The sequence below is a fragment of the Pseudomonas oligotrophica genome (assembly GCF_021726475.1).
Lineage (GTDB): Bacteria > Pseudomonadota > Gammaproteobacteria > Pseudomonadales > Pseudomonadaceae > Stutzerimonas > Stutzerimonas oligotrophica.
In genome coordinates this window covers 628,675-653,857 of sequence record NZ_JAKJRU010000002.1, presented here as the reverse complement: position 1 = coordinate 653,857, position 25,183 = coordinate 628,675, and the positions used below count along the sequence as shown (strand labels likewise).

The following is a 25,183-nucleotide window of genomic DNA, read 5'->3' as shown; positions in this document are numbered from 1 at the left end:
TTTTCTTTTCTACTCAATCGCTTGCCGCCTCGCCGATCTCTCAACCTCTTGAAGCGGGAGGCGAATCATACAGCGTCAATTTACGCTGTCAACCACCTTTTTCACCGCCCCACCCGAGCTTCGAACGAGACACCGACAGCGCTTCAACCTCACCCTGCCAGCTCGGCGCATTCTACTCGAATCCGCCGCCTTTGCAACCCCTTTCGACTTCCTAACCTGTTGATTTATCAGGCTTTTCCATCGAAGTGCGCTGCGAAAGTGGTGCGCATTATAGGCGGGTTTCGGAGGGCGTCAACAGCCTTTTTTGAGAAACCGCGTCATTAATCCGGGCGCCCTTTGCAACGTGCTTGCAACCGGCGGCAGCCGCATCAGCAGCAGGCCCGCGCCGACCGCAGCATAAAGCGCCCATAGACCAAGATCGGAGCGCACCACCCACAGCATGTGCAACAGAGCCAACGCCAGCAGTAGATATACCCCTCGATGCAACCGCACCCAACGAGACCCGAGACGTCGCCTTGCCGCCTGGGTGGATGTCGCCACCAACGGCACCATGCCCAGCAGCACTGCCAGCCCGACGAAGATATAGGGACGCTCGGGGATCTCCGTCGCCAGCCTTGCAAACTCCCAGCCCAGCAGGAAGGCCAGATAGGCCGTCGCGTGAAGCGTGCCGTAACACGCGCTCCAAAGCCCAAGCTGCCGGCGGCATGCCATCCAGCCGGACCAACCGGTCAGCCTGCGCAAGGGCGTCATCGAGAGGCAGAGCAGCAGCATTACCAACGCTCCTTGCCCGAGCCGATCGACCAGTTCCTTGCCTGGATCCGGCCCCAGAGAGGCCGTCAGGGCCAACCACAACCAATACAAGGGCACCATCGCAGCAGCCAGGAAGATCAGGCCGCGCAGTCGTCCGAACGGCCTCAATAGTCGCGCCTCAGATCCATGCCGCGATAGAGATCCGCCACTTCGCTCTCATAGCCATTGAACAGCCGAGTCTCGCGAATGTCAGGACTGAACAACCCGCTGGGCAACCTGCGCTCCTTCGCCTGGGACCAGCGCGGGTGGGAAACCTCCGGGTTCACGTTGGCATAGAAGCCGTACTCGGAAGGAGCGATCGACTGCCAGCTCGTCCGCGGTTGATCGCGCTCCAGGCTGATCCGAACGATCGACTTGATGCTTTTGAAGCCGTACTTCCACGGGACGACCAATCTCAGCGGGGCGCCGTTCTGATTGGGCAATTCACGACCGTACATGCCCACGGCCAGGAAGGTCAGCGGATGCATCGCCTCATCAATCCGCAACCCCTCGACATAGGGCCAGTCGATCAGCGAGAAGCTGGAACGGACACCTGGCATGTCCTGCGGCGCCAGCAGCGTCTCGAAGCGGACATACCGCGCCGACGACAGTGGTTCGAAACGCTTGATCAGCTCAGCCAGCGGGAAGCCGAGCCAGGGAATCACCATCGACCATGCTTCGACGCAGCGAAGGCGGTAGATCCTCTCCTCCAGCCCGCGCCGTGGCAGCAGATCCTCGAAGGCAAAGCGCCCGGGGCGTCCAACCTCTCCATCGACGACGACCGACCAGGGCTCGGTCTTCATTTTTCCAGCATGGCGTGCCGGGTCATCCTTGTCCGGTCCGAACTCATAGAAATTGTTGTAGCCGGAGGCATCGCCGAACGGCGTGATGCTCTCATTCTCCGCCACCACTGCCTGCCAACGGACCGAGCCGAGACGCGCTTGCAGCCACGGCGGCACCGCAGCGGCCCGCCCATCCGCTTCATACGAGGGCGCGCCCGCATGCGCGCGAGCCGCGATCGCACCCAGCGCCAGACCCGCGCCGGCACGCAGCAGATCGCGACGCCTGAAATAGATCGACTCCGGAGTAACCTCACTTTCCCGACAAGAAGGGCCGCCGAGATGAATCAGCATGGTCGCGTCGCTCCAAGGCAAGGATTGCAACCATGGAGCGCGCGGCCCGGCGAAAAATCAACCCTCGACGTGCCGGCGCCGACGGAGCTGGACCAGGTGTTGCACCGGGCCCGATACGGCATAGGCGAGGAAGATCAGCAACAGCACGCGCGGCGGATCGCTGAACACCACGGCGAACACCAGCACCACCACCAGGATCGCGACGAAAGGCACGCGCCCCTTGAGATCCAGGTCCTTGAAGCTGTGGTACTTGATGTTGCTCACCATCAGCAGGCCCGCAGCCGCCACGATCAGCGCGAAGAGCATGATCACGACCAGCGGCAGCTCGCCCCCCGGTATGCCTGGTTCATCGAGCGCCCAGACGGCCCACACCCAGCCGGCGACCACGCCGGCCGCCGCCGGGCTGGCCAGACCGATGAACCAGCGCTTGTCCACCTTGCCGATCTGCGTATTGAAGCGCGCCAGGCGCAGCGCGGCGCAGGCGACATAGATGAAGGCGACCGTCAGGCCGACGTTGCCGAGCTCCGAGAGCGCCCATTCATAGGCCAGTACGGCCGGCGCCAGGCCGAAGGCGACCATGTCCGACAGCGAATCGTACTCGGCCCCGAAGGCACTCTGGGTATTGGTCAGGCGTGCCACGCGACCGTCCAGGCTGTCGAGCACCATGGCGACGAATACGGTGGCCGCGGCGACGTGGAAGTTGCCGTTGATCGCGCTGATGATGGCAAAGAAGCCGGCGAACAGGTTGGCAGTGGTGAACAGGTTCGGTAGCAGGTAGATGCCGCGGTGACGGACCTTGCGGCCGTCGGGATCGTGGGTTTCCTCGACATGTTCGTCGATGGGCAACAAGCTTTCCGGCTCATTGAGCGTATTCGGCTCGTCAGGATGTTCGGTCATGCGCGATCACCATTTACTGCAGATTCGAAAAGTATGGACAGGACCGCCCCGAGGCGGTTCAGCGCCCTGCCAGGCGCTTTATACCAAGAATGCCCTTCTGAAACGAAAAAACGCGGCCGTAGCCGCGTTCTTTCATGAACTGACGATCAGTTCTTGCTCTTGTCGACGATCTTGTTCGCCGCGATCCACGGCATCATCGCGCGCAGCTTCTCACCCACGACTTCGATGCCATGAGCCGCATTGTTGCGGCGGTAGGCAGTCATCGACGGGTAGTTGGTAGCGCCTTCGCTGATGAACATCTTGGCGTATTCGCCATTCTGGATGCGCTTGAGTGCATTGCGCATGGCCTTGCGCGACTCTTCGTTGATGACCTCAGGGCCGGTCACGTATTCGCCGTACTCGGCATTGTTGGAGATCGAGTAGTTCATGTTGGCGATGCCGCCTTCGAACATGAGGTCAACGATCAGCTTCAGCTCGTGCAGGCACTCGAAGTAGGCCATTTCCGGCGCATAGCCAGCTTCGACCAGGGTTTCGAAACCGGCCTTGACCAACTCGACGCAACCACCGCAAAGCACGGCCTGCTCACCGAACAGGTCGGTTTCGGTCTCGTCCTTGAAGGTGGTCTCGATGATGCCGGTACGACCACCGCCGACGCCGCTGGCGTAGGACAGGGCAACGTTGCGGGCATTGCCGGAAGCGTCCTGGTAGATGGCGATCAGGTCGGGGATGCCACCGCCACGGACGAACTCGGAACGCACGGTGTGGCCCGGGGCCTTCGGCGCGATCATGATCACGTCGAGGTCGGCACGCGGAACCACCTGGTTGTAATGGATCGAGAAGCCGTGGGCGAAGGCCAGGGTCGCGCCCTGCTTCAGGTTCGGCTCGATTTCTTCCTTGTACAGGCGGCCCTGGAATTCGTCGGGCGTCAGGATCATGACCAGGTCGGCGGAAGCGACCGCTTCCTGCACCGGCTTGACGGTCAGGCCATGGGCCTCGGCCTTGGCCACCGACGGCGAGCCGGTGCGCAGACCGACCACCACGTCGACGCCCGAGTCCTTCAGGTTGCAGGCATGGGCGTGGCCCTGGGAGCCATAACCGATGATCGCGACCTTCTTGCCCTGGATGATCGAAAGATCGCAATCCTTATCGTAGGAAACCTTCATGTATTACCCCTGTTACCGGCCTCGTGGGCCCTTCAATAATTTGGTTGAACGCTACGCCGCGATGCAGCGGGTCAGATGCTCAGTACCTTGTCACCGCGCGAGATGCCGGTGACCCCACTGCGGACCACCTCGAGGATAGCCGCGGTACCGATCGCCTGGATGAAGCTGTCCAGCTTGTCGCTGGTTCCGGCAAGCTGGATGGTGTAGACGCTCGGCGTCACATCCACGATCTGCCCGCGGAAGATGTCGGTGGTGCGCTTGACCTCGGCACGCTGGGCGCCGGTGGCCTTGACCTTGATCAGCATGAGCTCGCGCTCGATGTGGGCGCTCTCGGACAGATCCACCAGCTTGACCACCTCGACCAGCTTGTTGAGGTTCTTGGTGATCTGCTCGATGACGTCCTCGTGGCCGATGGTGGTCAGGGTCAGGCGCGACAGCGTCGGATCCTCGGTCGGCGCGACCGTCAGGCTTTCGATGTTGTAGTTGCGCTGGGAGAACAGACCCACCACACGGGACAATGCGCCCGGCTCGTTTTCCATCAGCAGCGAAATGATATGTCTCATGCTCAGGTCCGCTCCGTCTTGCTCAGCCACATGTCACGCATCGCACCGTCACGAATCTGCATCGGGTAGACGTGCTCGCTGGTGTCCACCGCGATATCGAGGAATACCAGGCGATTCTTCATGGCGAAGGCCTCTTCCATCATCGGCTTGAGGTCCTTCAGATCGGTGATGCGCATGCCGACGTGACCGTAGGATTCGGCGAGCTTGACGAAGTCAGGCAGCGACTCCATGTAGGAATGCGAGTAGCGGCTGTTGTACTGCATGTCCTGCCATTGGCGAACCATGCCCAGGGCGCCGTTGTTGAGGTTGACGATCTTCACCGGCAGGTCGTACTGCAGGCAGGTCGACAGCTCCTGGATGTTCATCTGGATACTGCCCTCGCCGGTCACCACCGCGACGTCGGCCTCGGGGAAGCTCAGCTTGACGCCCATGGCCGCCGGCAGCCCGAAGCCCATGGTGCCCAGACCACCCGAGTTGAGCCAGCGGTTGGGCCTGTTGAACTTGTAGTACTGGCAGGCAAACATCTGGTGCTGGCCGACATCGGAAGCGATGTAGGCGTCGCCATCGGTGACCTCGCAGAGCGTCTCGATGACCTTCTGCGGCTTGATGATCGAGCCATCCCCTTCGTTGTAGGGGAACAGCCGGCCGCCACCGCGCCACTCGTCGATCTGCTTCCACCAGCTGGCCAGCGATTCGACGTTCGGAGCCTGGCCGATTTCCTTGACGATGGCGACCATCTCGGTCAGCACGCTGTCGACCGGGCCGACGATCGGGATATCCGCCTTGATGGTCTTGGAGATCGAGGCCGGATCGATGTCGATGTGGATGATTTTGGCATTCGGGCAGAACTTCGCCGCGCCGTTGATCACGCGATCATCGAAGCGAGCGCCGACGGCGAGGATCACATCGGAATGATGCATCGCCAGGTTGGCGGTGTAGCTGCCGTGCATGCCGAGCATGCCGACGAACTGGCGGTCGGTGCCGGGGAAGGCGCCGAGGCCCATCAGGGTGTTGGTGACCGGCAGGTTGAGCATCTTGGCCAGCTCGGTGAGCTGCGCCGAGGCCCCACCCATGATCACGCCGCCACCGGAATAGATGATCGGGCGCTTGGCCGACAGCAGCAGCTCGGCCGCCTTGCGGATCTGCCCCGAGTGCCCGCGCACGGCCGGGCTGTAGGAGCGCAGCTTGACCTTCTTCGGGTAGACGTACTCGAACTTCTCCGCCGGGTTGGTCATATCCTTCGGGATATCGACCACCACCGGCCCCGGACGCCCGGACTGGGCCAGGTAGAACGCCTTCTTCATGACCTCCGGAATCTCGGACGGATGCTTGATCATGAAGCTGTGCTTAACGATGGGGCGGGAGATACCGATCATGTCGGTCTCCTGGAAGGCATCGGTACCGACCATGTTGCTCGGCACCTGGCCGGAGATGACCACCATCGGGATCGAGTCCATGTATGCGGTGGCGATCCCGGTGATCGCGTTGGTCGCGCCCGGGCCGGAGGTCACCAGCACGACGCCGGCCTTGCCGGTCGCGCGGGCATAGCCATCGGCCATGTGGGTGGCTGCCTGCTCGTGGCGCACCAGGATGTGCGTCACCTCGGGCTCCTTGAACAGGGCATCGTAGATATGCAGCAGAGCTCCGCCCGGATACCCGTAAATGTACTTAACGCCTTCGTCACGCAGGAAGCGGACGACCATTTCAGCGCCGGATAACAGTTCCACGTTGTTCACCTCTGAAACGCCAGACGGCTGATCCATCTTGGAAGAGCCAGGAATAGGTTTACTGCCGAGCAGGGCATGAGCGACGGTGGTCGCCGACTACGTCAGCCACTGACGTGCCAGTATCGGGACGGCCCTAGTGTTGCGGGAGTCCCACCCAGCGCGAGGTAACGCGTTGCGGGTGATGCGGAGTCGGCGCGGGTAGCGCCTCATGCTTGTCAGACTGAGCGGAGACCCGCTTGCGGCGAGCTGCTCAGGACAGCAAGCCTCGGATTGTTCGGATTAGACGCAGCCAAGTCAAGCCCGCCGTTGCGTCTGCTTGGCGCCGCGCTGTGATCTGGTGCAGAAGCGCGCTGCAGCGACTTGGTTATAGTGGCGCCTTCCAGCAACCCGACGAAGGATTCCCGATGCGCGCCATGCTCGTCGCCGCCAGCCTCTTGGCCACCCTGAGCAACCCGACCTGGGCCGCCCAGGTATACAAATGGGTCGACGCCCAGGGAACCACGCACTTCGGCGCCCAGCCGCCGCAAGGCCAGGCGGCCGAGTCGATCAACACCCTGACGGCGCCGGCGCCGGCGGCGCCACCCGCAGCCCCGAGGGCAGCCGAAGAAGACCCGCAGGCCGCGATCGACGAGAAGGTCCGCCGCGAGGTGGCCGAGCAGGCCAGCCGGCGCAAGGACTACTGCGAGACGATGCGCACCAACCTTGCGCAACTACAGAACAACCCACGGGTGCGGGTCAAGGAAGGCGACGAGATGCGCCGTATCGGCGAGGAGGAACGCCAGGCGCGGATCGCCGAGGCACGGAAGCTGATCGCCGAGGAATGCGACGTCAGCCCCCGCTGAGCAAACGATCGAAGCGCTGTAGCGCCGCCAGCAGGCCGCCGACCGGGCGCTCGACAAAGGCCACCTCGGCCATCGGACTGATCCCGGAGACCTGCGGCAGCGGGCGATCGCCCTCGAGGATCGCCTTCATGCGCGGCAGCAGCACCCACTGCAGCCACTGCTCGAACGCCAGGGTGTCGACGCAGAAAGGCTCGCAGCTGGCCAACGCCTGCGCCGAAGGCGCCGAATCCGACCAGAGCCCGGCCATCCGCAGCTCACGCTCGATGAGCAGCAGCGTATCGGCCAGTTCCGGCACGCGGGCATCCATCACAGGCTGACCTTGGCGCGCTCGCGCGCCACCGCTGCACCGGCCGCATCGCCCTGCTGTTCGCGCGCCTGGGCGATGAGCTCCCACAGGCTCGCCTGCAGTGCCGGCCGGCCACTGGCGTAGCTGAGCGCACGCCGGGAAAGCTGCTCGGCCTGCACCGCATCGCCCTGATCCAGACGCACCTGCGCCAGGCGATAGAGCACCTGCGGCTCGCGCGGAGCGATGCGCTGGGCGCGCTCGAGACTGGATGCCGCGCCGTTGAGGTCGCCGCCGCCCTGCTGCTGGCGCGCCGTGGTCAACAACGCCAGCACCGGCCCGTCGAGCTGCTCGTCGGCCGCCAGCGCACCCGCCGACGGCACGCCGCTAGGCGTCCGCGACGGCGCCACGCCGCTGCCGGGCGAGACCGGCGCTGCCGGGCCCGGCTCCCACTGCGACTGCAGGGGCTGTTGCATGGGCGCCGCACCGCTGTCGACCGAGCCGACGATGCCGCGATCGGGCGCGGCGTAGGTCTGCAGCGGTGCCGAGCCACCCGGCGGCACCATCACCGTCACCCCCGAATCCTGCGCCTCGACCGCCGGCGCCGCGGTACCGCTCGGCGCCCTGTAGGCCTGGCGCGCAGTGGTCTGCTCGGAAACCGGCGCACCGGAGTCGACCACCGGAATGGCGCCACGATTGACGCTGGCGCAGCCCTGAACCACGGCAGCAACCGCCAGCAGGGCCATCATTTGCTTGTTCACCTGTTACCTCTCGAACCAATACGGTGGCGGATCGACACTGTTATTGCAGCCAGCCCCGGACCCAGTCCATGACCGACTCGGCCGGCGCCTGGATGCCGCAGCCCGGCCCGGGTGGCGGCTCGCTGCCGCGGATATAGGGCATCTGCACCGCGCCAGGGCAGCGCTCGTCGGTGACCTGCCCGGTGCGCGAGTCCACCCAGGCCTGCACGACATTATCCGGCAGCGGCATGTTCAGCGGCAGGGGGTCGGCACGGCGCATGAAATCGCTCCAGACCCGCAATGCACCGGTGGCACCGGTCAGCGAGGTCTTGCCGTTGTCGTCACGGCCGAGCCAGACCACCGCCAGCAGGTCCTGGCCGAAACCGGCGAACCAGCTGTCGCGCATGTCGTTGGTGGTGCCGGTCTTGCCGGCCAGGTTGAGCGAACGCGACATCTGGCTGTAGGCCGAACGCCCGGTGCCCTCGTGCATGACCCGCTGCATTGCATATTGGGTCAGGTAGATCGCCCCCGGATCGAAGCGCTGCTGGATCTGGAACGGATAGCGCTTGAGCGGTTCGCCCTCGGCGGTGAGCACGCTGCGAATGCCACGCAGCGGCGTGTTGAAGCCGCCATTGGCCAGGGTCTGGTACATATCCGCCACTTCGATGGGCTTGAGCCCGCCGGCCCCCAGCAGCATCGACGGATAGGCCGGCCAGTCGACCGAGACGCCCAGGCGCTGCAGGGTCTTGAGCACATTGGGCACGCCCAGGTCCAGGCCGAGCCGCGCGGTGGACAGGTTGTAGGAATTGGCCAGCGCCTGGTACAGGTACACCGGGCCGTGGGCCTTGCGATCGTAGTTCTGCGGCCGCCAGACCTGCCCGTCGCCTCCTTTCACCGAGAACGGCTCGTCATCCAGCAGGCTGGTCAGGGTGTACTGGCTCGGGCGCTCGAGCGCGGTCAGGTAGATGGCCGGCTTGATCAGCGAGCCAATCGGGCGGACCGCGTCCAGCGCCCGGTTGAACCCGGCGTAGCCGGGTTGCCGGCTGCCGAGCATCGCCTGCAGCTCGCCGGTTTCCGGGTTGGTCACCAGCATGGCGCCCTCGATCTGCTCGGCGCCCTTGCCCAGCCGCTTGAGCGTGTCGCTCATCGCCTGCTCGGCCTTGAGCTGCAGGATCGGATCGAAGCTGGTGAAGACCCGCAGGCCCTCCTCGGTGAGATCTTCCTCGCGGTAGTCCTCGCGTAGCTGGCGCTTGACCAAGTCGAGAAACGCCGGATACGAGCTGTCGGCCAGGCTGCCGCGCTGGGTGACGCCCAATGGCCGCTGTTTCGCCGCCTCGGCCTCGGCCGGGCTGACGACCTGCTGCTCGGCCAGGAGATCGAGCACCAGGTTGCGGCGCTCCAGCGCGCGCTCCGGGTTGCGTCGCGGGTTGTAGTAGGTCGGCCCCTTGACCATGCCGACCAGCAGCGCCACCTGGTGCAGCTTCAGCTCGGCCAGCGGCTGGCCGAAGAAATACTGGCTGGCCAGGCCGAAGCCGTGGATCGCGCGGCGGCCGTCCTGGCCGAGGAACACCTCGTTGAGATAGGCCTCGAGAATCTCCTGCTTGTCGTAGTGCAGCTCCAGCAGCACCGCCATCATCGCCTCGTTGAACTTGCGGCTCAGGCTGCGCTCGCTGGTCAGGTAGAAGTTCTTCACCAACTGCTGGGTGAGCGTGCTGCCGCCCTGGCGCACGGCGCCGGCGGTGAGGTTGACCCAGACCGCACGGGCGATGGACTTGGGCGACACGCCGAAATGCTCGAAATACTCGCGGTCCTCCACTGCCACCAGCGTCTCGACCAGGTACGGCGGCACCTGGTCCAGCTTGATCAGGATGCGATCCTCGTTGTGCGCCGGGTACAGCCCGCCGATCAGCACCGGCTCGAGCCGGGCCACGGCCAGGCTCGAGCCGTCGGCCGCGCTCAGCCCGGCGACGAAATCGCCGGAGAAGCGCACCCGCAGGTGGCGCGGCTGCTCGGCGCCTTCGTAGAACTGGAAGCCTCGGGTGTGCAGTTCGATATTGTTGCCGGCCACCGACAGGCCACCCGGGCCGGACACGGCCTGTTCGCGCCGGTAGCCGAGCGCGCCGAGCTCGGCGAGGAAGTCGTCCTTGGCCAGTTTCTGCCCGGTGAACAGCTCGAGCGGCCTGGCGTAGACCTTCGCCGGGATGGTCCAGCGCTTGCCGGAAAACTTTTCCTGGACGATGGCATCGAGGTACATGGCGAAGCCGGCGAGGATCACCAGGCCGACGATGGACAGCTTGACGATCCAGCCCAGCCACGGCCGGGCCGCGCCGGAGCGGCGTCTGGAACGATTGCGAGGGGAGCGGGACTTGGTCATGGCGGCGCATTATACGCAGCTTTGCCGACCAGGTCCGCGCGCCTCTCGACGGTTTGCAGCGGCGTATCGAGCGGTGATAATGCCGGCGTTTTCCTCGTGGCGCAGCCTGCGTCTGCCGGCCCGCCTGATGCCCACTTTCAAGCAAGGAATGACCGTGAGCCACGCATTGATCGCCGCGTTGCAGAACCCGGCCCTCTATCCGCACCCGGTCGAGGCGTTCCGGGTGATCGAGACCCATATTTCCTGGGTCATCCTCACCGGCCCCTATGCCTACAAGATCAAGAAGCCGGTCGACTTCGGCTTTCTCGATTTCACCGAACTGGCTGCCCGCAAGCACTTCTGCGAGGAGGAGCTGCGCCTGAACCAGCGCATGGCGGGTGATCTCTACCTGCAGGTGCTGCCGATCGGTGGAACACCCGAAGCCCCGCGCCTGGGCGAGGCCGACGCGCCCTTCGAGTACGCCCTGCAGATGCGCGAATTCCCGCAGAGCCAGCTGCTGGCCGAACTGCAGGCGCGCGGCGAGCTCACCGACGCGCATATCGACCAGTTGGCCGCGCGCATCGCCAGCTTCCACATGAACACGCCGCATATCGCGCCGGACCATCCGCTCAACACGCCGCAGGCGATCGTCGCGCCGATGCGGCAGAACTTCGAGCAGATCCGCCCGCTGCTCGGCGAGGCAGGCGACCTGGCCCAGCTGGACAGCCTCGAGCAGTGGACCGAAACCAGCATCGAGCGCCTGCAGCCTCTGCTGCAGGCGCGCTGCGACCAGGGCCTGATCCGCGAGTGCCACGGCGACCTGCACCTGGGCAACGCGACGCTGATCGACGGCCGCGTCGTGCTGTTCGACTGCATCGAGTTCAACGACCCCTTCCGCCTGATCGACATCGCCTCGGATGCCGCCTTCCTGGCCATGGACCTGGAGGACCGCGGCCTGAAATGCCAGGCACGGCGCTTCATCAACGGCTGGCTGGAGCAGACCGGCGACTACGCAGCGCTGGAGCTGCTCAATCTTTATAAGGCCTATCGCGCCCTGGTGCGGGCCAAGGTCAGCCTGTTCCGCCTCTTCCAGGAACAGGATCCGGTGCAGCGCAAGGTCATCCTGCGCCAGTACCGCGGCTACGCGAACCTGGCCGAGAGCTACAGCGCCATTCCCTCGCGCTTCCTGGCCATCACCCACGGCGTCTCCGCGGTCGGCAAGAGCCACGTCGCGCTGCGCCTGGTCGAGGCGCTGGGCGCCATCCGCTTGCGCTCGGACGTCGAGCGCAAGCGCCTGCTCGGCGAGCAACCCACGGCGCAGTGCGGCGAACTCGCCGCCGGCATCTACAGCGAGAGCGCCAGCGAGGCCACCTATGCCCGCCTGCACCAACTGGCCCAATCAGGCCTGCGCGCCGGCTTTTCGGTGGTGATCGACGCGACCTACCTGCGACAGTCCCAGCGCAAGGCGGCCGCGGCCATCGCCGAGGACACCGGCGTGCCCTTCGTCATCCTCGACTGCCACGCACCGGACGCGGTCATCGAGCTCTGGCTCGCCCAGCGCCAGGCCGAGGGCGGCGATCCGTCCGACGCCGACCTCGACGTCATCCGCGCCCAGCAGGCCCAGCGCGAGCCACTGGACGAGCAGGAGCAGCTGGTTGCCCGCCGCGTGGATACCAACGATGCCGCCAGCCTCGACGGCCTGGTCGGGACCATCCGCCAGCACCTGCCGGGCCTGTAGGGCCAAGGCGCTGCCGGGCAGCCGCCGGCAGCGCCACCTATACTCGGGGCATCGTCCCACGGTGCCCCGCCCATGACGCCCCAGCCCCGAGCCCCGTTCAGCGCCGCGGAGCGCGCATCATGCACCGGCCTGGCCCGCCCGCCTGCGCCCGGCCATCGCCACGGAGCGAATTGACGCATGCACGATGAACTCCTGCATCTGCGCAACCTCGGCAAGACCTCCGTGCAGTGGCTGCATGCCTGCGGCATCCACAGCGCCGAAGAACTGCGCAGGCGCGGCGCCGTGGCCAGCTACGCGGCGGTCAAGGCACGCGGCTTCGGTGCCTCGCGGGTCCTGCTGTATGCCATCGAAGGCGCCTTGCGTGACCTTCATTGGCAGGAACTGCCCGCCGGCGTCAAAGCCGAGCTCAACGCGCGTGCGGAGGCGGCATTGCGCAATCGGAGCTAGCTCACATCCTCCGATGCGCGGCGTTTACTCACCCCCGGCCCGCGCCTATCGTTCGCCCTTCGAATCGCTCGTTCCGCCCCCGATCTCAAGGATTGTCGACATGTATCTACTCGGCGACCAACCCGCCTATGCGGACCGCCTGGCCCAGCGCCTGCAAGGCATTCCGACGCAGCTGCTCGAAGGGCTCGCGCCGGCCGGCCCCGCCATCGAATGCCCGCGCACCGAGGATCTGGAGGTCGAGCTGGCAGCGCAGCAGCTGTATGTCATCGAAACCGGCCTGCTGCATGCGCTGATCGACGACAAGCCCCTCTATTACCTGCACGAGGGCGACCTGCTCGGCCTGCGCCAGGGCGCCGACCTGCCGGCGTGCCGTTACCGCAGCGACGAGCCGCTGCTGCTGGTGCCCTATCCGCGCGACGCGGCGCTGGCCCACATCCACGCCACGACCGAGCGCCAGGAGCTGTTCATCCAGTATCTGGTCGGCCAGACCGCCCTGCTGTCCGACGCCCTGGCCCGCCTCAAGCAACCGGAGCTGCGCCCGACCACCGGCTTCCAGCACTTCGCCGCCGGCGAGGAACTGATCCACGAGGGCGACGAGGCCGACAACGTGTTCGTCATCATCGAAGGTCGCGCCGAAGCCATGGTCAACGGGCACAAGGTGGGCGACGTGCAGAAGGACGAGATCTTCGGTGCGATGGCGGTGTTCACCCGCGAAAAGCGCAGCGCCAGCGTGGTCGCCTGCGAGCCCTGCACGGTCATGGTGATCCCCAAGGAGCAGTTCATCGGCCTGACCCAGAGCAACCCGCGGATCGCCCACAGCCTGATCGAAAGCATGGCGCGGCGGATCGATCTGCTGAACAAGGAGCTGACCCAGCTCAGGCATGCCACGCCGGCATGAGATTGATTCGCAAAACACTTGACTCACTAATGAGAATTGTTATTATTCTCTTAACTGATCGCGAGATCAGCCGGTAACAGGAAGCCCAGGCAGTCGGTCTTCAGGTTATCTCCTCATCAGGCTAATCACGGTTTTCGACCCGGCACCCGCCGGGTCTTTTTTTGCCCGCAGCAAATCATCGCCTGCCCTTGCCGAAGGTGGCGCAGGGGTCTTCCTGCGGCTGGGCCGGGGTGAACCAGACGAAATCGGCCTGGCGGGCGTCGATCGCCTGGCCGACCTCGGCCAGCAGCAGCACCTGCGCCGCGCCCCCCAGGTCGACCAGGTGCTGCGGCACGCCCAGGTCGCGCCGCACGTGGAAGCCGCCGGCCAGCAGCAGCGCCGGCGCCGGCGCGGCCAGCAGCCGCTCGGCCATGCGCCGGTCACGCTGCTGCTGGATGGCGACCATCGCCGGCACCTGCGACTCGGGCAACATGCCGCAATGCGACGCGCGGATCTGCGCGCCCAGCGCGTCGCGCACCGCAGGATGCGTCGAACGCGCGCCGGACAGCGCCACGGGTTGGCGATACAGGCGCCCGATCTCGTCGCGATCGAGGTTGGCCGCCAGCAGCGGGCCGGGCTGGCGCAGCCCGTACTCGGCCAGCGGGCCGTAAAGCGACCACGGCCAGCCATCGGACCAGTCCAGCCGCGCCGGCAGCTCGGCCGGCCGCTGACCGTCGGCAATCGCCGCGCGCGCCTGGTCGACCAGCGGCTGCTGTGCCGGCACCAGCATCTCCAGGAGCAGGCTGCCCTGCCGACGCTGCTGCGCCATGGCCTGCAGCAACCAGAGCTGCAGGGCGTGGTGGTCGGGATTGTCATGCCGCTCGCCGATCAGCACCCGCTCGGCTGCCGCCAGCCGGCGCACCAGCTGTCGCGGCTCGAGGAGTTGCCCGCTGTGCAGGTCGCGGATCTGCCCGAGCGCAGGATGGTCGAGCCCTTCGCTCGCCTGCCATTGCGGCAGCGGTGGCAGCGCGCTGCAGGCCCCGAGCAGGGCAACCAGCATCAGGACAAGACAGTGGCGCATGGCAAGACCTCGCAAGAAAGCGCAGACGGAGTTCGCCGAATATCGCACGAGACGCACCGGCAGCCCATCGCCGCCACGCTTGCAGCCACACCCGCAGCGAGGATAATGCCGGCTTTCGCTCCGGATGCTTCGATGACTCCCCTTTGCCCCAGCAGTGCGCTCGCCGAAGGCCAGAGCCGCGGTTTCCAGCTCGACGGGCTGCAGGTCGTGGCGATCCGCCGCAACGGCCAGGTCCATCTCTACGAGAACCGCTGCCCGCATCGCGGCCTGCCGCTGGAATGGCAGCCCGATCGTTTCCTCGACGAAAGCGGCAGCCTGCTGCAGTGCGCCAGCCACGGCGCGCTGTTTCTCATCGAGACCGGCCTCTGCGTCGCCGGCCCCTGCGAAGGCCGGTCCCTGCGCGCCCTGCCGCACCAGGAAGCGGATGGCTGGATCGCCCTGGCCGCACCGACCGAGGATGACGACTGACCGCGGGCAGTGCCCGCCCGGCTCCGGTATCATGCCGGCCAATGCTTCAGGTAGACCGACCATGCGCCCCGTGCTGATCCTGCTTTTCGCACTGCTCCTGCTGCCGACGGCCCAGGCCGGCCTGTTCGACCGGCAGCCCGCCGCGCTTGGCACGCTGAACAACAGCGGCGACTTCCTGCCGGTGCGCGAGGCCTTCCGGCTGAGCCTGGTGCAGAGCACGCCAACCCAGCTGAAGCTGCGCTTCGTCGCCGCCCCCGGCTACTACCTCTACCGCCACCGCTTCCAGTTCAATACCGCGACCAGCGGGGTCAGCCTCGGCGAGGCGCAGCTGCCGGCCGGCGAACAGAAGACCGACGACTACTTCGGCGAGGTCGAGGTCTACTACGGCGTGCTCGACGTCGAGTTGCCGGTCAGCAACCCGGACGACCTTCCGTTCAGCCTGCGCGTGACCTACCAGGGCTGTGCCGACAAGGGCCTGTGCTACCCACCGGAGACCGAGACGCTGGCCATCGGCGATGCGCCTGTCACATCCGGCGCCCCGGGCGACGACGCGGCGACCGGCGGCGAAAGCGTTTCCTTGCGCTCGATCGCGCTGTTCTTCCTCGCCGGCCTCGGCCTGACCTTCACCCCCTGCGTGCTGCCGATGCTGCCGATCCTGTCCGGCGTGGTGCTGCGCGGGCAGACCAGTACCGGCCGCAGCCTGGTACTGTCGCTGGCCTACGTGCTGCCGATGGCCGCGGGCTTCGCCGTGCTCGGCGCCCTGATGGGGCAGTTCGGCGCCGAACTCAACCTGCAGGCCCGCCTGCAGTCGCCCTGGGTGCTGGTGCCTTTCGCGCTGTTCTTCGTGGTCTTCGCCCTGGCCATGTTCGGCCTGTTCGACCTGCGCCTGCCACAGGCACTCAGCAGCCGGCTCGATCGCCTCGCCAACCGCGCGCGCGGCGGATCGATCGCCGGCGCCGCGCTGCTCGGCACGGTATCCAGCCTGCTCGTCTCGCCTTGCGTCTCGGCGCCCCTGGCCGGTGCGCTGCTCTACATCAGCGCCAGCGGCGACGCCCTGGGCGGCGGCTTGAAGCTGTTCGCCCTCGGCCTGGGCATGGGCTCGCCGCTGGTGCTGTTCGCCACCGGCGGCAGCGCCCTGCTGCCCAAAGGCGGCGCCTGGATGGTCCAGGTGCGCAACGCCTTCGGCGTGTTGCTGCTGGCAGTGGCGGTCTGGATGCTCGAGCGCATCCTGCCCGGCCCGCTGGCCCTGGCGCTGTGGGGCACGCTGGCCGCCGGCACGGCGATCTTCCTCGGTGCCTTGGAGTTCGTGCCCAAGAGCACGCCGCGCAAGCTGGCCCAACTGGCCGGCCTTGGCCTGCTGGTGTACGCCCTCAGCGCCTGGATCGGCGCACTGCAGGGCGCCGATGACCCGCTGCGCCCGCTGTCGCGGCCGCTGGCCGGGGCGATCGCGAGCGACAGCGAGCAATGGCAGACGGTGTCGACACCGGCGCAGCTGCAGCAGCAGTTCCTGGCGGCGAAGCAGGCCGGCCAGCCGCTGCTGCTGGACTGGTACGCCGACTGGTGCATCAGTTGCAAGGTCATCGAGCGCGAGGTGTTCCGCGACGCCGGGATCGCGCCGCGCCTGAGCGAGTACCGCCTGGTGCGTTTCGATATCACCGAGAGCAACGCCGCCCAGCGCGCGCTGCTCGACCGCTATCGCCTGTTCGGCCCGCCGGCGGTGCTGTTCTTCGATCGCCAGGGCAAGGAAATCGACGCCGCGCGGGTGGTCGGCGAAGTCGATGCCAGGGCCTTCGCCGGCAAGCTCGACGACGCCGCCGGCGCGCTGTGATTTGAGCGGCTAACTACGGACATATTGCGGGCATTTACCGCGATCGCCTCATGACTGGACAGTCAGCACGACGTTCGGGCATAGTCTTGGCCTTTTCCGGATGCCGCCGCGCCGCGCGTCCCGCCAACGAAAAGAACAAGGAACCGCCATGGCCACTTTCCTGGTCCTCCACGGCCCGAACCTCAACCTGCTCGGCACCCGCGAACCCGGCGTCTACGGCGCCGTGACCCTGGCCCAGATCAACCAGGACCTCGAGCAGCGCGCCCGCGCGGCCGGCCACCATCTGCTGCACCTGCAATCGAATGCCGAGTACGAATTGATCGAGCGCATTCATGCCGCACGCAGCGAAGGGGTGGACTTCATCCTCATCAACCCTGCCGCTTTCACCCATACCAGCGTCGCATTGCGTGACGCGCTGCTTGCGGTGAGCATCCCATTCATCGAAGTGCACCTGTCCAACGTGCACAAACGGGAACCCTTCCGCCATCACTCCTATTTTTCCGACGTAGCGGTGGGAGTGATCTGCGGCCTCGGCGCCAGCGGCTACCGCCTGGCCCTGGACGCGGCCCTGGAACACATCGCTACCGCGTGACGCTGCGCAGCGCACGGCCTCACGGTAGTGAACGCAATGCCCTCTGAACTTTAAGCCTGGGAGTCAATGCTTCATGGATATTCGCAAAGTCAAAAAACTGATCGAACTGCTGGAAGAGTCGGGTATCGACGAGCTGGAAATTCACGAAGGTGAAGAATCGGTGCGCATCAGCCGCCACAGCAAGCAGATGGCCGTCCAGCAGCCGATCTACGCCCAGGCACCGGCCGCGCCGGTAGCCGCCCCGGCCCCGGCAGCCGCCGCTCCGGCCGACGCCGCCCCGGCCGCTCCCAAGCTCAACGGCACCGTGGTCCGCTCGCCGATGGTCGGTACCTTCTACCGCGCCTCCTCGCCGGACGCCAAGCCGTTCGTCGATGTCGGCCAGACCGTCAAGAAGGGCGACATCCTCTGCATCGTCGAAGCCATGAAGATGATGAACCACATCGAGGCCGAGACCAGCGGCACCATCGAATCCGTCCTGGTGGAAAATGGCCATCCGGTTGAGTTCGATCAGCCGCTGTTCACCATCGTTTGAACCGCCGGGAGCCAACGATGTTGGAAAAAGTACTGATCGCCAACCGCGGCGAAATTGCGCTGCGCGTACTGCGCGCCTGCAAGGAGCTGGGCATCAAGACCGTCGCGGTGTACTCCACCGCCGACCGTGATCTGATGCACGTCTCGCTGGCCGACGAGTCGGTGTGCATCGGCCCGGCGGCCTCCGCCAAATCCTACCTGAGCATTCCGGCCATCATCGCGGCCGCCGAAGTGACCGGCGCCGACGGCATCCACCCCGGCTACGGCTTCCTTGCCGAGAACGCCGACTTCGCCGAACAGGTGGAAAAGTCCGGCTTCACCTTCATCGGCCCGACCGCCGACGTCATTCGCCTGATGGGCGACAAGGTCTCGGCCAAGGATGCGATGAAGAAGGCCGGCGTACCGACGGTGCCGGGCTCCGACGGCCCACTGCCGGAAGACGAGGAAGAAGCGCTGAAGATCGCCCGCGAAGTGGGCTATCCGGTGATCATCAAGGCCGCAGGCGGCGGCGGTGGTCGCGGCATGCGCGTGGTGCACAAGGAAGAGGACCTGATCGCCTCGGCCAAGCTCACCCGTAACGAAGCGGGCGCTGCCTTCGGTAACCCGATGGTTTACCTCGAGAAGTTTCTGGTCAATCCGCGTCACGTGGAGATCCAGGTACTTGCCGACGGCCAGGGCAACGCCATCCACCTGGGCGACCGCGACTGCTCGCTGCAGCGCCGCCACCAGAAGGTGATCGAGGAAGCTCCTGCGCCACTGATCGACGAAGAGGCTCGCCGCAAGGTCCAGGCCCATTGCGTGCAGGCCTGCCTCGACATCGGCTACCGCGGCGCCGGCACCTTCGAGTTCCTCTATGAAGACGGCAACTTCTACTTCATCGAGATGAACACCCGCGTCCAGGTCGAGCACCCGGTCACCGAAATGGTCACCGGCGTGGACATCGTCAAGGAAATGCTGCTGATCGGCGGCGGCCAGAAGCTGTCGATCAAGCAGGAAGACGTGGTGATCCGCGGCCATGCCATCGAGTGCCGGATCAACGCCGAGGACCCGCGCACCTTCATGCCGAGCCCGGGCAAGGTCAAGCACTTCCACGCCCCCGGCGGCAATGGCGTACGCGTCGATTCGCACCTGTACGACGGCTATGCGGTTCCGCCGAACTACGACTCGCTGATCGCCAAGCTGATCACCTTCGGTGGCAGCCGCGACGAGGCCATGGGCCGCATGCGCAATGCCCTGGACGAGCTGATCGTCGACGGCATCAAGACCAACGCCCCGCTGCACCGCGAGCTGACCCGCGATGCAGGCTTCTGCAAGGGCGGCGTCAACATCCACTACCTGGAAAAGAAACTGGGTATGGACAAGCACTGAGCCACAAGCCTGGTGCTGCACGCAGAGGCCGCCTTCGGGCGGCCTCTGTCGTTTCCGGCAGAGGCGCAAACGTCCCGGTGTGCTCGCCGCAGCCTACGCCAGCCGCCGCCCGGCCAACCGGCCCGGATCGCCGAACAGTGGCGCCATGCGCACCGGAGACAGCCGCATTTGCGCGGCACGGCAGCCCTAGGCTGGCCGCGCCTTGCGCCCTCCAGTAAGCTTGCCGGCCATTCGCAACCCTGCCCGCTGAAGAGGTTCCACCCATGCCCTGGCTGCAAGTCCGACTCGCTATCACCCCCGACCAGGCCGGCATGCTGGAGGACCAGTTGCTGGAGCTGGGCGCCGTCTCGGTGACCTTCATGGACGCCGAGGACCAGCCGATCTTCGAGCCGGACCTCGGCACCACGCCGCTGTGGACCCACACCCACCTGCTCGCCCTGTTCGAGGACGGCACCGACGCCGACGCGGTGCTCGCACACCTGCAACTGCTGCGTGGCGGCGAGCTGCCCGAGCACCAGGTCGAGCGCATCGAGGATCAGGACTGGGAACGCAGCTGGATGGACAACTTCCAGCCGATGCGCTTCGGCCGCCGCCTGTGGATCGTGCCGAGCTGGCATCAGGCGCCCGATCCCGGAGCGGTCAACCTGCTGCTCGACCCCGGCCTGGCGTTCGGCACCGGCACCCACCCGACCACCGCGCTGTGCCTGGAGTGGCTGGACGGCCAGGACCTGGCCGGCTGCCGGGTGCTCGACTTCGGCTGCGGCTCGGGGATCCTCGGCATCGCTGCACTGCTGCTCGGCGCCGAGTCGGCGCTGGGTACCGACATCGACCCGCAGGCGCTGGACGCCTCGCGCGATAACGCCGGGCGCAACGGCCTGCCGGCCGAGGCGTTCCCGGTCTACCTGCCGGCCGACCTGCCGCAGCAGGCGGTCGAGGTGGTGGTCGCCAACATCCTCGCCGGCCCGCTGGTGCAGTTGGCGCCGACCATCACCGCGCTGGTCAAGCCGGGCGGCCGCCTGGCGCTGTCCGGCATCCTCGCCGAACAGGCCGAGGACGTGCGTGCCGCCTACGCCGATGCCTTCGATCTCGCCCCCACCGCCGAGAAGGACGGCTGGGTGCGCATCAGCGGCGTCAAACGCTAGCCCGACCAGGCAAGGAGTGGCTGACGAAGCGGCCGCCCCTTGCGCTAGACTAGCCGGCATTTCCCTGCGGAATCGCGCATGACCAGCTTCATCACCCGATGCCCCCATTGCAGCACCAGCTTTCGCGTCGGCAGCAGCCAGCTGACCGCCGCACGCGGCATGGTGCGCTGTGGCGCCTGCCTCGAGGTGTTCAATGCCGCACGCGCGCTGACCCGGGATCCTGCGGCGCCCGTCGCGCCGTTGCCCGCAACGGCGCACGCACCCGCGCCAGCAGCCAGCCAGGCCGCGGCGGCGCCAGCCCCCGCCGCGCAACCGACCGAGCCGCTATGGATCCATGACGACCTCGACCTGGACAGCCTCGACCTCGACGAGGAACTGGCCAAGCTCGAGGCCCAGGAGCGTGCGCTGGCCCAGGACTACGAAACCCTGGCGCGCCGTGCCACGCCACCGGCCGGGCCGGCCACCGGGCCCGGCGACGACGAAGCCTGGGCCGAGGCTCTGCTCGAAGGCGAGCGCGAGCCCTCCGCGACGCCCCGCCAGTCGCTGGCGGCGCAGCTGGCGTCGGGTGACCTGGTGCAGGTCGACCCGCTCAGTGCAACGCCCCCGCCACCGCTGACCCGTCCGCAGGACGCCCCGCCGCAACCGGCCGAGACGCCGGCGCCGCGCAGCCCGCGCATCGAGCCGGCGCTCAGCGCTGCAGCGGACGACCGCACCGGGGCGCCCCTCACCACCCCTCCGCGCCAGGATCCGGAGCTGCCCGGCAACGGCCTGTTCGAGCTCGAAGACGAACCGCTGCAACTGGACTGGCGCGAACGGCGCAAGCCGTGGGGGCGCTGGCTGGGCTGGGGCCTGCTCAACCTGCTGGCCGCCGGCGGCCTGGTCGCCCAGTACCTGGCGTACAACTTCGACGAACTGGCCCGCCAGGACCGCTACCGCCCGTGGTTCGAGCAGCTCTGCCCCACGCTGGGCTGCGAGCTGCCGTCGCGGGTGGACATCAGCCAGATCCGCAGCAGCAACCTGGTGGTGCGCAGCCATCCGGAGTTCGAGGGTGCGCTGGTGGTCGACGCCATCCTCTACAACCGCGCTGCCTTCTCCCAGCCCTTCCCGCTGCTCGAACTGCGCTTCGCCGACCTGGCCGGCAAGCTGGTCGCCAGTCGCAGCTTCAAGCCGGGCGAGTACCTGGCCGGCGAACTGGCCGGGCAGACCGAGATGCCGCCGCAGGTGCCGATCCACATCGCCCTGGACATCCTCGACCCCGGCGCCAAGGCCGTGAATTACAGCCTCAGCTTCCAGTCTCCGGAATAGAAAACCGGCGCCAGGGCGCCTGAAACAACTTCTGGCGATAAGCCCGCAGCTGCTCAGAATTTGTTCAAGTCAACCTTTTACCCGTCATCCGGAGCGGGTATCATGCCCACCCTTTTTTGCAGTCCCCGATCGACCTAACAAGCAGGCTCCAGGCAGGGAATCTTCATGTCAGCGGTACGCATCGGCCCCTACACCTTACCGAATCGTCTGATTCTCGCGCCCATGGCCGGCGTGACCGATCAGCCGTTCCGCCGCCTGTGCCGGCGCTTCGGCGCCGGCATGGTGGTATCCGAGATGCTCACCAGCGACGTACGCCTGTGGAACAGCCGCAAGTCGCGCCTGCGCCTGCAGCACGCCGGCGAACCGGAGCCGCGTTCGGTGCAGATCGCCGGCGGCGACCCGCAGATGCTCGCCGAGGCGGCGCGGCGCAACGTGGACATGGGTGCGCAGATCATCGACATCAACATGGGCTGCCCGGCCAAGAAGGTCTGCAACAAGGCCGCCGGCTCGGCGCTGATGCGTGACGAGGCACTGGTCGCGCAGATCCTCGAGGCCGTGGTAGGCGCGGTCGAGGTGCCGGTCACCCTGAAGATCCGCACCGGCTGGGACCGCGACAACCGCAACGGCCTGAACGTGGCGCGCATCGCCGAGCAATCCGGTATCGCCGCCTTGGCCGTGCACGGGCGCACCCGCGCCGACCTCTACACCGGCGAAGCCGAATACGACACCATCGCCGCGATCAAGCGCGCGGTCGGCATCCCGGTGTTCGCCAACGGCGACATCGACTCGCCGCACAAGGCCCGCGCGGTGCTGGCCCAGACCGGCGCCGACGGCCTGCTGATCGGCCGCGCCGCCCAGGGTCGGCCGTGGATCTTTCGTGAAATCAATCACTTTCTCGACAGCGGTACGCTGCTGCCGACGATCGGCCTCGAGGAAATGCAGAGCGTTCTGCTAGAACACCTCGATGCCCTGCACGCTTTCTACGGCGACGTGATGGGCAGCCGCATCGCCCGCAAGCACGTCAGCTGGTATCTCGAATCCTTGCCGGGCGCTCGCGAGTTTCGTGCCCGGTTCAACTGCCTGGACGACCGGCTGGCGCAGCGGCTCGCCATCGAGGCCTTCTTCGCCGCGCGAAGCGCGGAGCCGGCAGCGGAAGATGGACAGGGGGAAGCCGCATGACGCTGTTGAACGAAACCTTGGTAACTGGAACAACATCCGTGAGCGACAACCTGAACCTTAAGCAGCATCTGAGTACGCCGAGCGATGCAGGCCAGACCCTGCGCGGCAGCGTCGAGATCGCGCTGCACAACTACTTCGCCCGCCTCGAGGGGGCCGACGTCACGGACGTGTACAACCTGGTGCTTTCCGAGGTCGAGGCGCCGCTGCTGGAAACCGTGATGAACTACGTCAAGGGCAACCAGACCAAGGCCTCCGAGCTGCTCGGACTGAACCGCGGCACCCTGCGCAAGAAACTCAAGCAGTACGACCTTCTTTAGGCCACAAGCTGCAAGCCACACGCCTCGAATCGAGGCCGTTGTCATGGCTTGCGGCGTGTAGCCTGCAGCTAAAACCCTGATGGAATCGCTATGACCGACCAAACCACCCGCCTACCCGTTCGCCGCGCGCTGATCAGCGTTTCCGACAAGACCGGCGTCGTCGACTTCGCCCGTGAACTCAGCGCGCTGGGTGTCGAGATCCTCTCCACCGGCGGCACCTTCAAGCTGCTGCGCGAAAACGGCGTGGACGCAGTGGAAGTGGCCGACTACACCGGCTTCCCGGAGATGATGGACGGCCGCGTGAAGACGCTGCATCCGAAGATCCACGGCGGCATCCTCGGCCGCCGCGACCTCGACGGCGCGGTGATGGCCGAGCACGGCATCGCGCCCATCGACCTGGTGGCGGTCAACCTCTATCCGTTCGCCGCGACCGTCGCCAAGCCGGGCTGCACCCTGCCGGATGCGATCGAGAACATCGACATCGGCGGCCCGACCATGGTCCGTAGCGCGGCGAAGAACCACAAGGACGTCGCCATCGTGGTCAACGCCTCCGACTACACCGCGGTGGTCGACAGCCTGAAAAGCGGCGGCCTGACCTACGCCCAGCGCTTCGACCTGGCGCTCAAGGCGTTCGAGCACACCGCCGCCTATGACGGCATGATCGCCAACTACCTGGGCACCATCGACCAGGCCGCGGCGACCCTCTCGACCGAGAACCGCAGCCAGCTGCCCCGCACCTTCACCACCCAGTTCGTCAAGGCGCAGGACATGCGCTACGGCGAGAACCCGCACCAGATCGCCGCCTTCTACGTCGAGCATGCCGACGAGGCCTGCGTGGCCACCGCGCGCCAGCTGCAGGGCAAGGAACTGTCGTTCAACAACGTGGCCGATACCGACGCTGCGCTGGAATGCGTGAAGAGCTTCGTCAAGCCGGCCTGCGTGATCGTCAAGCACGCCAACCCCTGCGGCGTCGCCGTGGTGCCGGAAGACGAAGGCGGCATCCGCAAGGCCTACGACCTGGCCTACGCCACCGACAGCGAGTCGGCCTTCGGCGGCATCATCGCCTTCAACCGCGAGCTGGACGCCGAGACCGCGCGCGCCATCGTCGAGCGGCAGTTCGTCGAGGTGATCATCGCGCCCAGCGTTTCGGCCGGGGCCCGCGAAGTGGTGGCCGCCAAGGCCAACGTGCGCCTGCTCGAGTGCGGCCAGTGGCCGGCCGAGCGCGCCCCGGGCTGGGACTTCAAGCGGGTCAACGGCGGCCTGCTGGTACAGAGCCGCGATATCGCGATGATCGGCGAGGCCGACCTCAAGCTGGTGACCAAGCGCGCCCCCACCGAGCAGGAGATCCATGACCTGATCTTCGCCTGGAAGGTGGCCAAGTTCGTCAAGTCCAACGCCATCGTCTACGCCAAGAACCGCCAGACCGTCGGCGTCGGCGCCGGCCAGATGAGCCGCGTCAACTCCGCACGCATCGCCGCGATCAAGGCCGAGCACGCCGGCCTGCAGGTCGCCGGCGCGGTGATGGCCTCCGACGCCTTCTTCCCCTTCCGCGACGGCATCGACAACGCCGCCAAGGCCGGTATCACCGCAGTGATCCAGCCGGGTGGCTCGATGCGCGACGAGGAAGTGATCGCTGCGGCCGACGAGGCGAATATCGCCATGGTGTTCACCGGCATGCGCCACTTCAGGCATTGATTCCGGCCGCACTGTAGCCAGCACCTGCTGCGTTGCCCCGGACTTCGCCAATGCCCATTGCCAACAGGCAACTGCGCCAGTCGAAGCCCGGGGCGCCTTGCATCTACCGGCTCCATTGCGACCTC

24 protein-coding genes are annotated in these 25,183 nt (G+C 66.5%); 14 read left to right on the top strand and 10 right to left on the bottom strand.

The genetic code is table 11. The features are described from left to right. Window positions 1–291 precede the first annotated feature (291 nt). The 6 genes from L3N39_RS06975 to L3N39_RS06950 form a co-directional block, all read right to left on the bottom strand. The gene (locus tag L3N39_RS06975) at window positions 292–870 is read right to left on the bottom strand and encodes a protein-methionine-sulfoxide reductase heme-binding subunit MsrQ (RefSeq protein WP_237256606.1); all 579 of its coding nucleotides are present in this window, start codon (window positions 868–870) and stop codon (window positions 292–294) included. Between the two features lie 44 nt (window positions 871–914). Continuing rightward, on the bottom strand, window positions 915–1,922 hold the full coding sequence (gene msrP, locus L3N39_RS06970; protein ID WP_237256563.1) for a protein-methionine-sulfoxide reductase catalytic subunit MsrP: 1,008 nt from the start codon (window positions 1,920–1,922) through the stop codon (window positions 915–917). Between the two features lie 57 nt (window positions 1,923–1,979). Further along, entirely contained in the window at window positions 1,980–2,819 is an 840-nt protein-coding gene (gene pssA / locus L3N39_RS06965) for a CDP-diacylglycerol--serine O-phosphatidyltransferase (RefSeq protein ID WP_237256561.1), read from the bottom strand. 146 nt (window positions 2,820–2,965) lie between these two features. Next, complete coding sequence (gene ilvC / locus L3N39_RS06960) at window positions 2,966–3,982, bottom strand: ketol-acid reductoisomerase (protein ID WP_237256559.1); 1,017 nt, start codon at window positions 3,980–3,982, stop codon at window positions 2,966–2,968. A gap of 71 nt (window positions 3,983–4,053) precedes the next feature. Next, window positions 4,054–4,545, bottom strand: coding sequence for an acetolactate synthase small subunit (ilvN, locus tag L3N39_RS06955; RefSeq protein ID WP_041111129.1), 492 nt, complete (start codon window positions 4,543–4,545; stop codon window positions 4,054–4,056). A 2-nt stretch (window positions 4,546–4,547) separates the two neighbouring features. After that, window positions 4,548–6,272, bottom strand: a complete 1,725-nt coding sequence (locus L3N39_RS06950) for an acetolactate synthase 3 large subunit (RefSeq protein WP_237256556.1) — start codon at window positions 6,270–6,272, stop codon at window positions 4,548–4,550. A gap of 404 nt (window positions 6,273–6,676) precedes the next feature. Between L3N39_RS06950 and L3N39_RS06945 the strand changes: the two genes are divergently transcribed. Next, window positions 6,677–7,114, top strand: coding sequence for a DUF4124 domain-containing protein (locus L3N39_RS06945; RefSeq protein ID WP_237256554.1), 438 nt, complete (start codon window positions 6,677–6,679; stop codon window positions 7,112–7,114). Here the strand turns inward: L3N39_RS06945 and L3N39_RS06940 are convergent. The 3 genes from L3N39_RS06940 to mrcB are packed head-to-tail and all read right to left on the bottom strand — an operon-like array spanning window position 7,101 to window position 10,511. After that, window positions 7,101–7,421 (bottom strand): YqcC family protein, encoded by a 321-nt coding sequence (locus L3N39_RS06940; RefSeq protein ID WP_237256552.1) that lies wholly within the window; start codon window positions 7,419–7,421, stop codon window positions 7,101–7,103. The genes L3N39_RS06945 and L3N39_RS06940 overlap by 14 nt on opposite strands. Next, complete coding sequence (locus tag L3N39_RS06935) at window positions 7,421–8,143, bottom strand: tetratricopeptide repeat protein (protein ID WP_284691928.1); 723 nt, start codon at window positions 8,141–8,143, stop codon at window positions 7,421–7,423. Before L3N39_RS06935 ends, L3N39_RS06940 begins: the two co-directional genes overlap by 1 nt. Window positions 8,144–8,198: 55 nt before the next feature. Continuing rightward, window positions 8,199–10,511, bottom strand: coding sequence for a penicillin-binding protein 1B (gene mrcB, locus L3N39_RS06930; protein ID WP_237256550.1), 2,313 nt, complete (start codon window positions 10,509–10,511; stop codon window positions 8,199–8,201). Window positions 10,512–10,665: 154 nt separating this feature from the next. Here mrcB and L3N39_RS06925 point away from each other — a divergent pair, with 154 nt between their 5' ends. The 3 genes from L3N39_RS06925 (at window position 10,666) to L3N39_RS06915 (ending at window position 13,573) form a co-directional block, all read left to right on the top strand. After that, complete coding sequence (locus L3N39_RS06925; RefSeq protein ID WP_237256548.1) at window positions 10,666–12,228, top strand: bifunctional aminoglycoside phosphotransferase/ATP-binding protein; 1,563 nt, start codon at window positions 10,666–10,668, stop codon at window positions 12,226–12,228. A gap of 177 nt (window positions 12,229–12,405) precedes the next feature. Continuing rightward, window positions 12,406–12,675 carry a TfoX/Sxy family protein gene (locus L3N39_RS06920; RefSeq protein WP_237256546.1) on the top strand — a complete coding sequence of 90 codons (270 nt, stop codon included), beginning with the start codon at window positions 12,406–12,408 and terminating at the stop codon, window positions 12,673–12,675. Window positions 12,676–12,775: 100 nt separating this feature from the next. Continuing rightward, complete coding sequence (locus L3N39_RS06915) at window positions 12,776–13,573, top strand: Crp/Fnr family transcriptional regulator (protein ID WP_237256544.1); 798 nt, start codon at window positions 12,776–12,778, stop codon at window positions 13,571–13,573. Between the two features lie 175 nt (window positions 13,574–13,748). Here L3N39_RS06915 and L3N39_RS06910 read toward each other — a convergent pair whose 3' ends face one another. Further along, entirely contained in the window at window positions 13,749–14,633 is an 885-nt protein-coding gene (locus L3N39_RS06910) for a ChaN family lipoprotein (RefSeq protein ID WP_237256542.1), read from the bottom strand. Between the two features lie 132 nt (window positions 14,634–14,765). Here L3N39_RS06910 and L3N39_RS06905 point away from each other — a divergent pair, with 132 nt between their 5' ends. The 10 genes from L3N39_RS06905 (at window position 14,766) to purH (ending at window position 25,058) form a co-directional block, all read left to right on the top strand. Then, complete coding sequence (locus L3N39_RS06905; protein ID WP_237256540.1) at window positions 14,766–15,101, top strand: Rieske (2Fe-2S) protein; 336 nt, start codon at window positions 14,766–14,768, stop codon at window positions 15,099–15,101. A gap of 61 nt (window positions 15,102–15,162) precedes the next feature. Continuing rightward, window positions 15,163–16,929: a protein-disulfide reductase DsbD gene (locus L3N39_RS06900; RefSeq protein WP_237256538.1), complete on the top strand. Its 1,767-nt coding sequence runs from the start codon at window positions 15,163–15,165 to the stop codon at window positions 16,927–16,929. 148 nt (window positions 16,930–17,077) lie between these two features. After that, window positions 17,078–17,521 carry a type II 3-dehydroquinate dehydratase gene (gene aroQ / locus L3N39_RS06895; RefSeq protein WP_237256535.1) on the top strand — a complete coding sequence of 148 codons (444 nt, stop codon included), beginning with the start codon at window positions 17,078–17,080 and terminating at the stop codon, window positions 17,519–17,521. A 73-nt stretch (window positions 17,522–17,594) separates the two neighbouring features. Then, window positions 17,595–18,053: an acetyl-CoA carboxylase biotin carboxyl carrier protein gene (gene accB, locus L3N39_RS06890; RefSeq protein ID WP_237256533.1), complete on the top strand. Its 459-nt coding sequence runs from the start codon at window positions 17,595–17,597 to the stop codon at window positions 18,051–18,053. Between the two features lie 17 nt (window positions 18,054–18,070). Next, on the top strand, window positions 18,071–19,420 hold the full coding sequence (gene accC, locus L3N39_RS06885; RefSeq protein WP_237256531.1) for an acetyl-CoA carboxylase biotin carboxylase subunit: 1,350 nt from the start codon (window positions 18,071–18,073) through the stop codon (window positions 19,418–19,420). 263 nt (window positions 19,421–19,683) lie between these two features. After that, window positions 19,684–20,562, top strand: coding sequence for a 50S ribosomal protein L11 methyltransferase (prmA, locus tag L3N39_RS06880; RefSeq protein WP_237256529.1), 879 nt, complete (start codon window positions 19,684–19,686; stop codon window positions 20,560–20,562). A 78-nt stretch (window positions 20,563–20,640) separates the two neighbouring features. Continuing rightward, the gene (locus L3N39_RS06875; protein WP_237256526.1) at window positions 20,641–21,867 is read left to right on the top strand and encodes a DUF3426 domain-containing protein; all 1,227 of its coding nucleotides are present in this window, start codon (window positions 20,641–20,643) and stop codon (window positions 21,865–21,867) included. A 165-nt stretch (window positions 21,868–22,032) separates the two neighbouring features. Next, complete coding sequence (dusB, locus tag L3N39_RS06870) at window positions 22,033–23,046, top strand: tRNA dihydrouridine synthase DusB (protein ID WP_237256525.1); 1,014 nt, start codon at window positions 22,033–22,035, stop codon at window positions 23,044–23,046. Continuing rightward, the gene (fis, locus tag L3N39_RS06865; RefSeq protein WP_237256524.1) at window positions 23,043–23,363 is read left to right on the top strand and encodes a DNA-binding transcriptional regulator Fis; all 321 of its coding nucleotides are present in this window, start codon (window positions 23,043–23,045) and stop codon (window positions 23,361–23,363) included. The genes dusB and fis overlap by 4 nt, the downstream gene beginning before the upstream one ends. A 90-nt stretch (window positions 23,364–23,453) precedes the next feature. Continuing rightward, complete coding sequence (gene purH, locus L3N39_RS06860; protein WP_237256523.1) at window positions 23,454–25,058, top strand: bifunctional phosphoribosylaminoimidazolecarboxamide formyltransferase/IMP cyclohydrolase; 1,605 nt, start codon at window positions 23,454–23,456, stop codon at window positions 25,056–25,058. The last annotated feature ends 125 nt before the right edge of the window (window positions 25,059–25,183 follow it).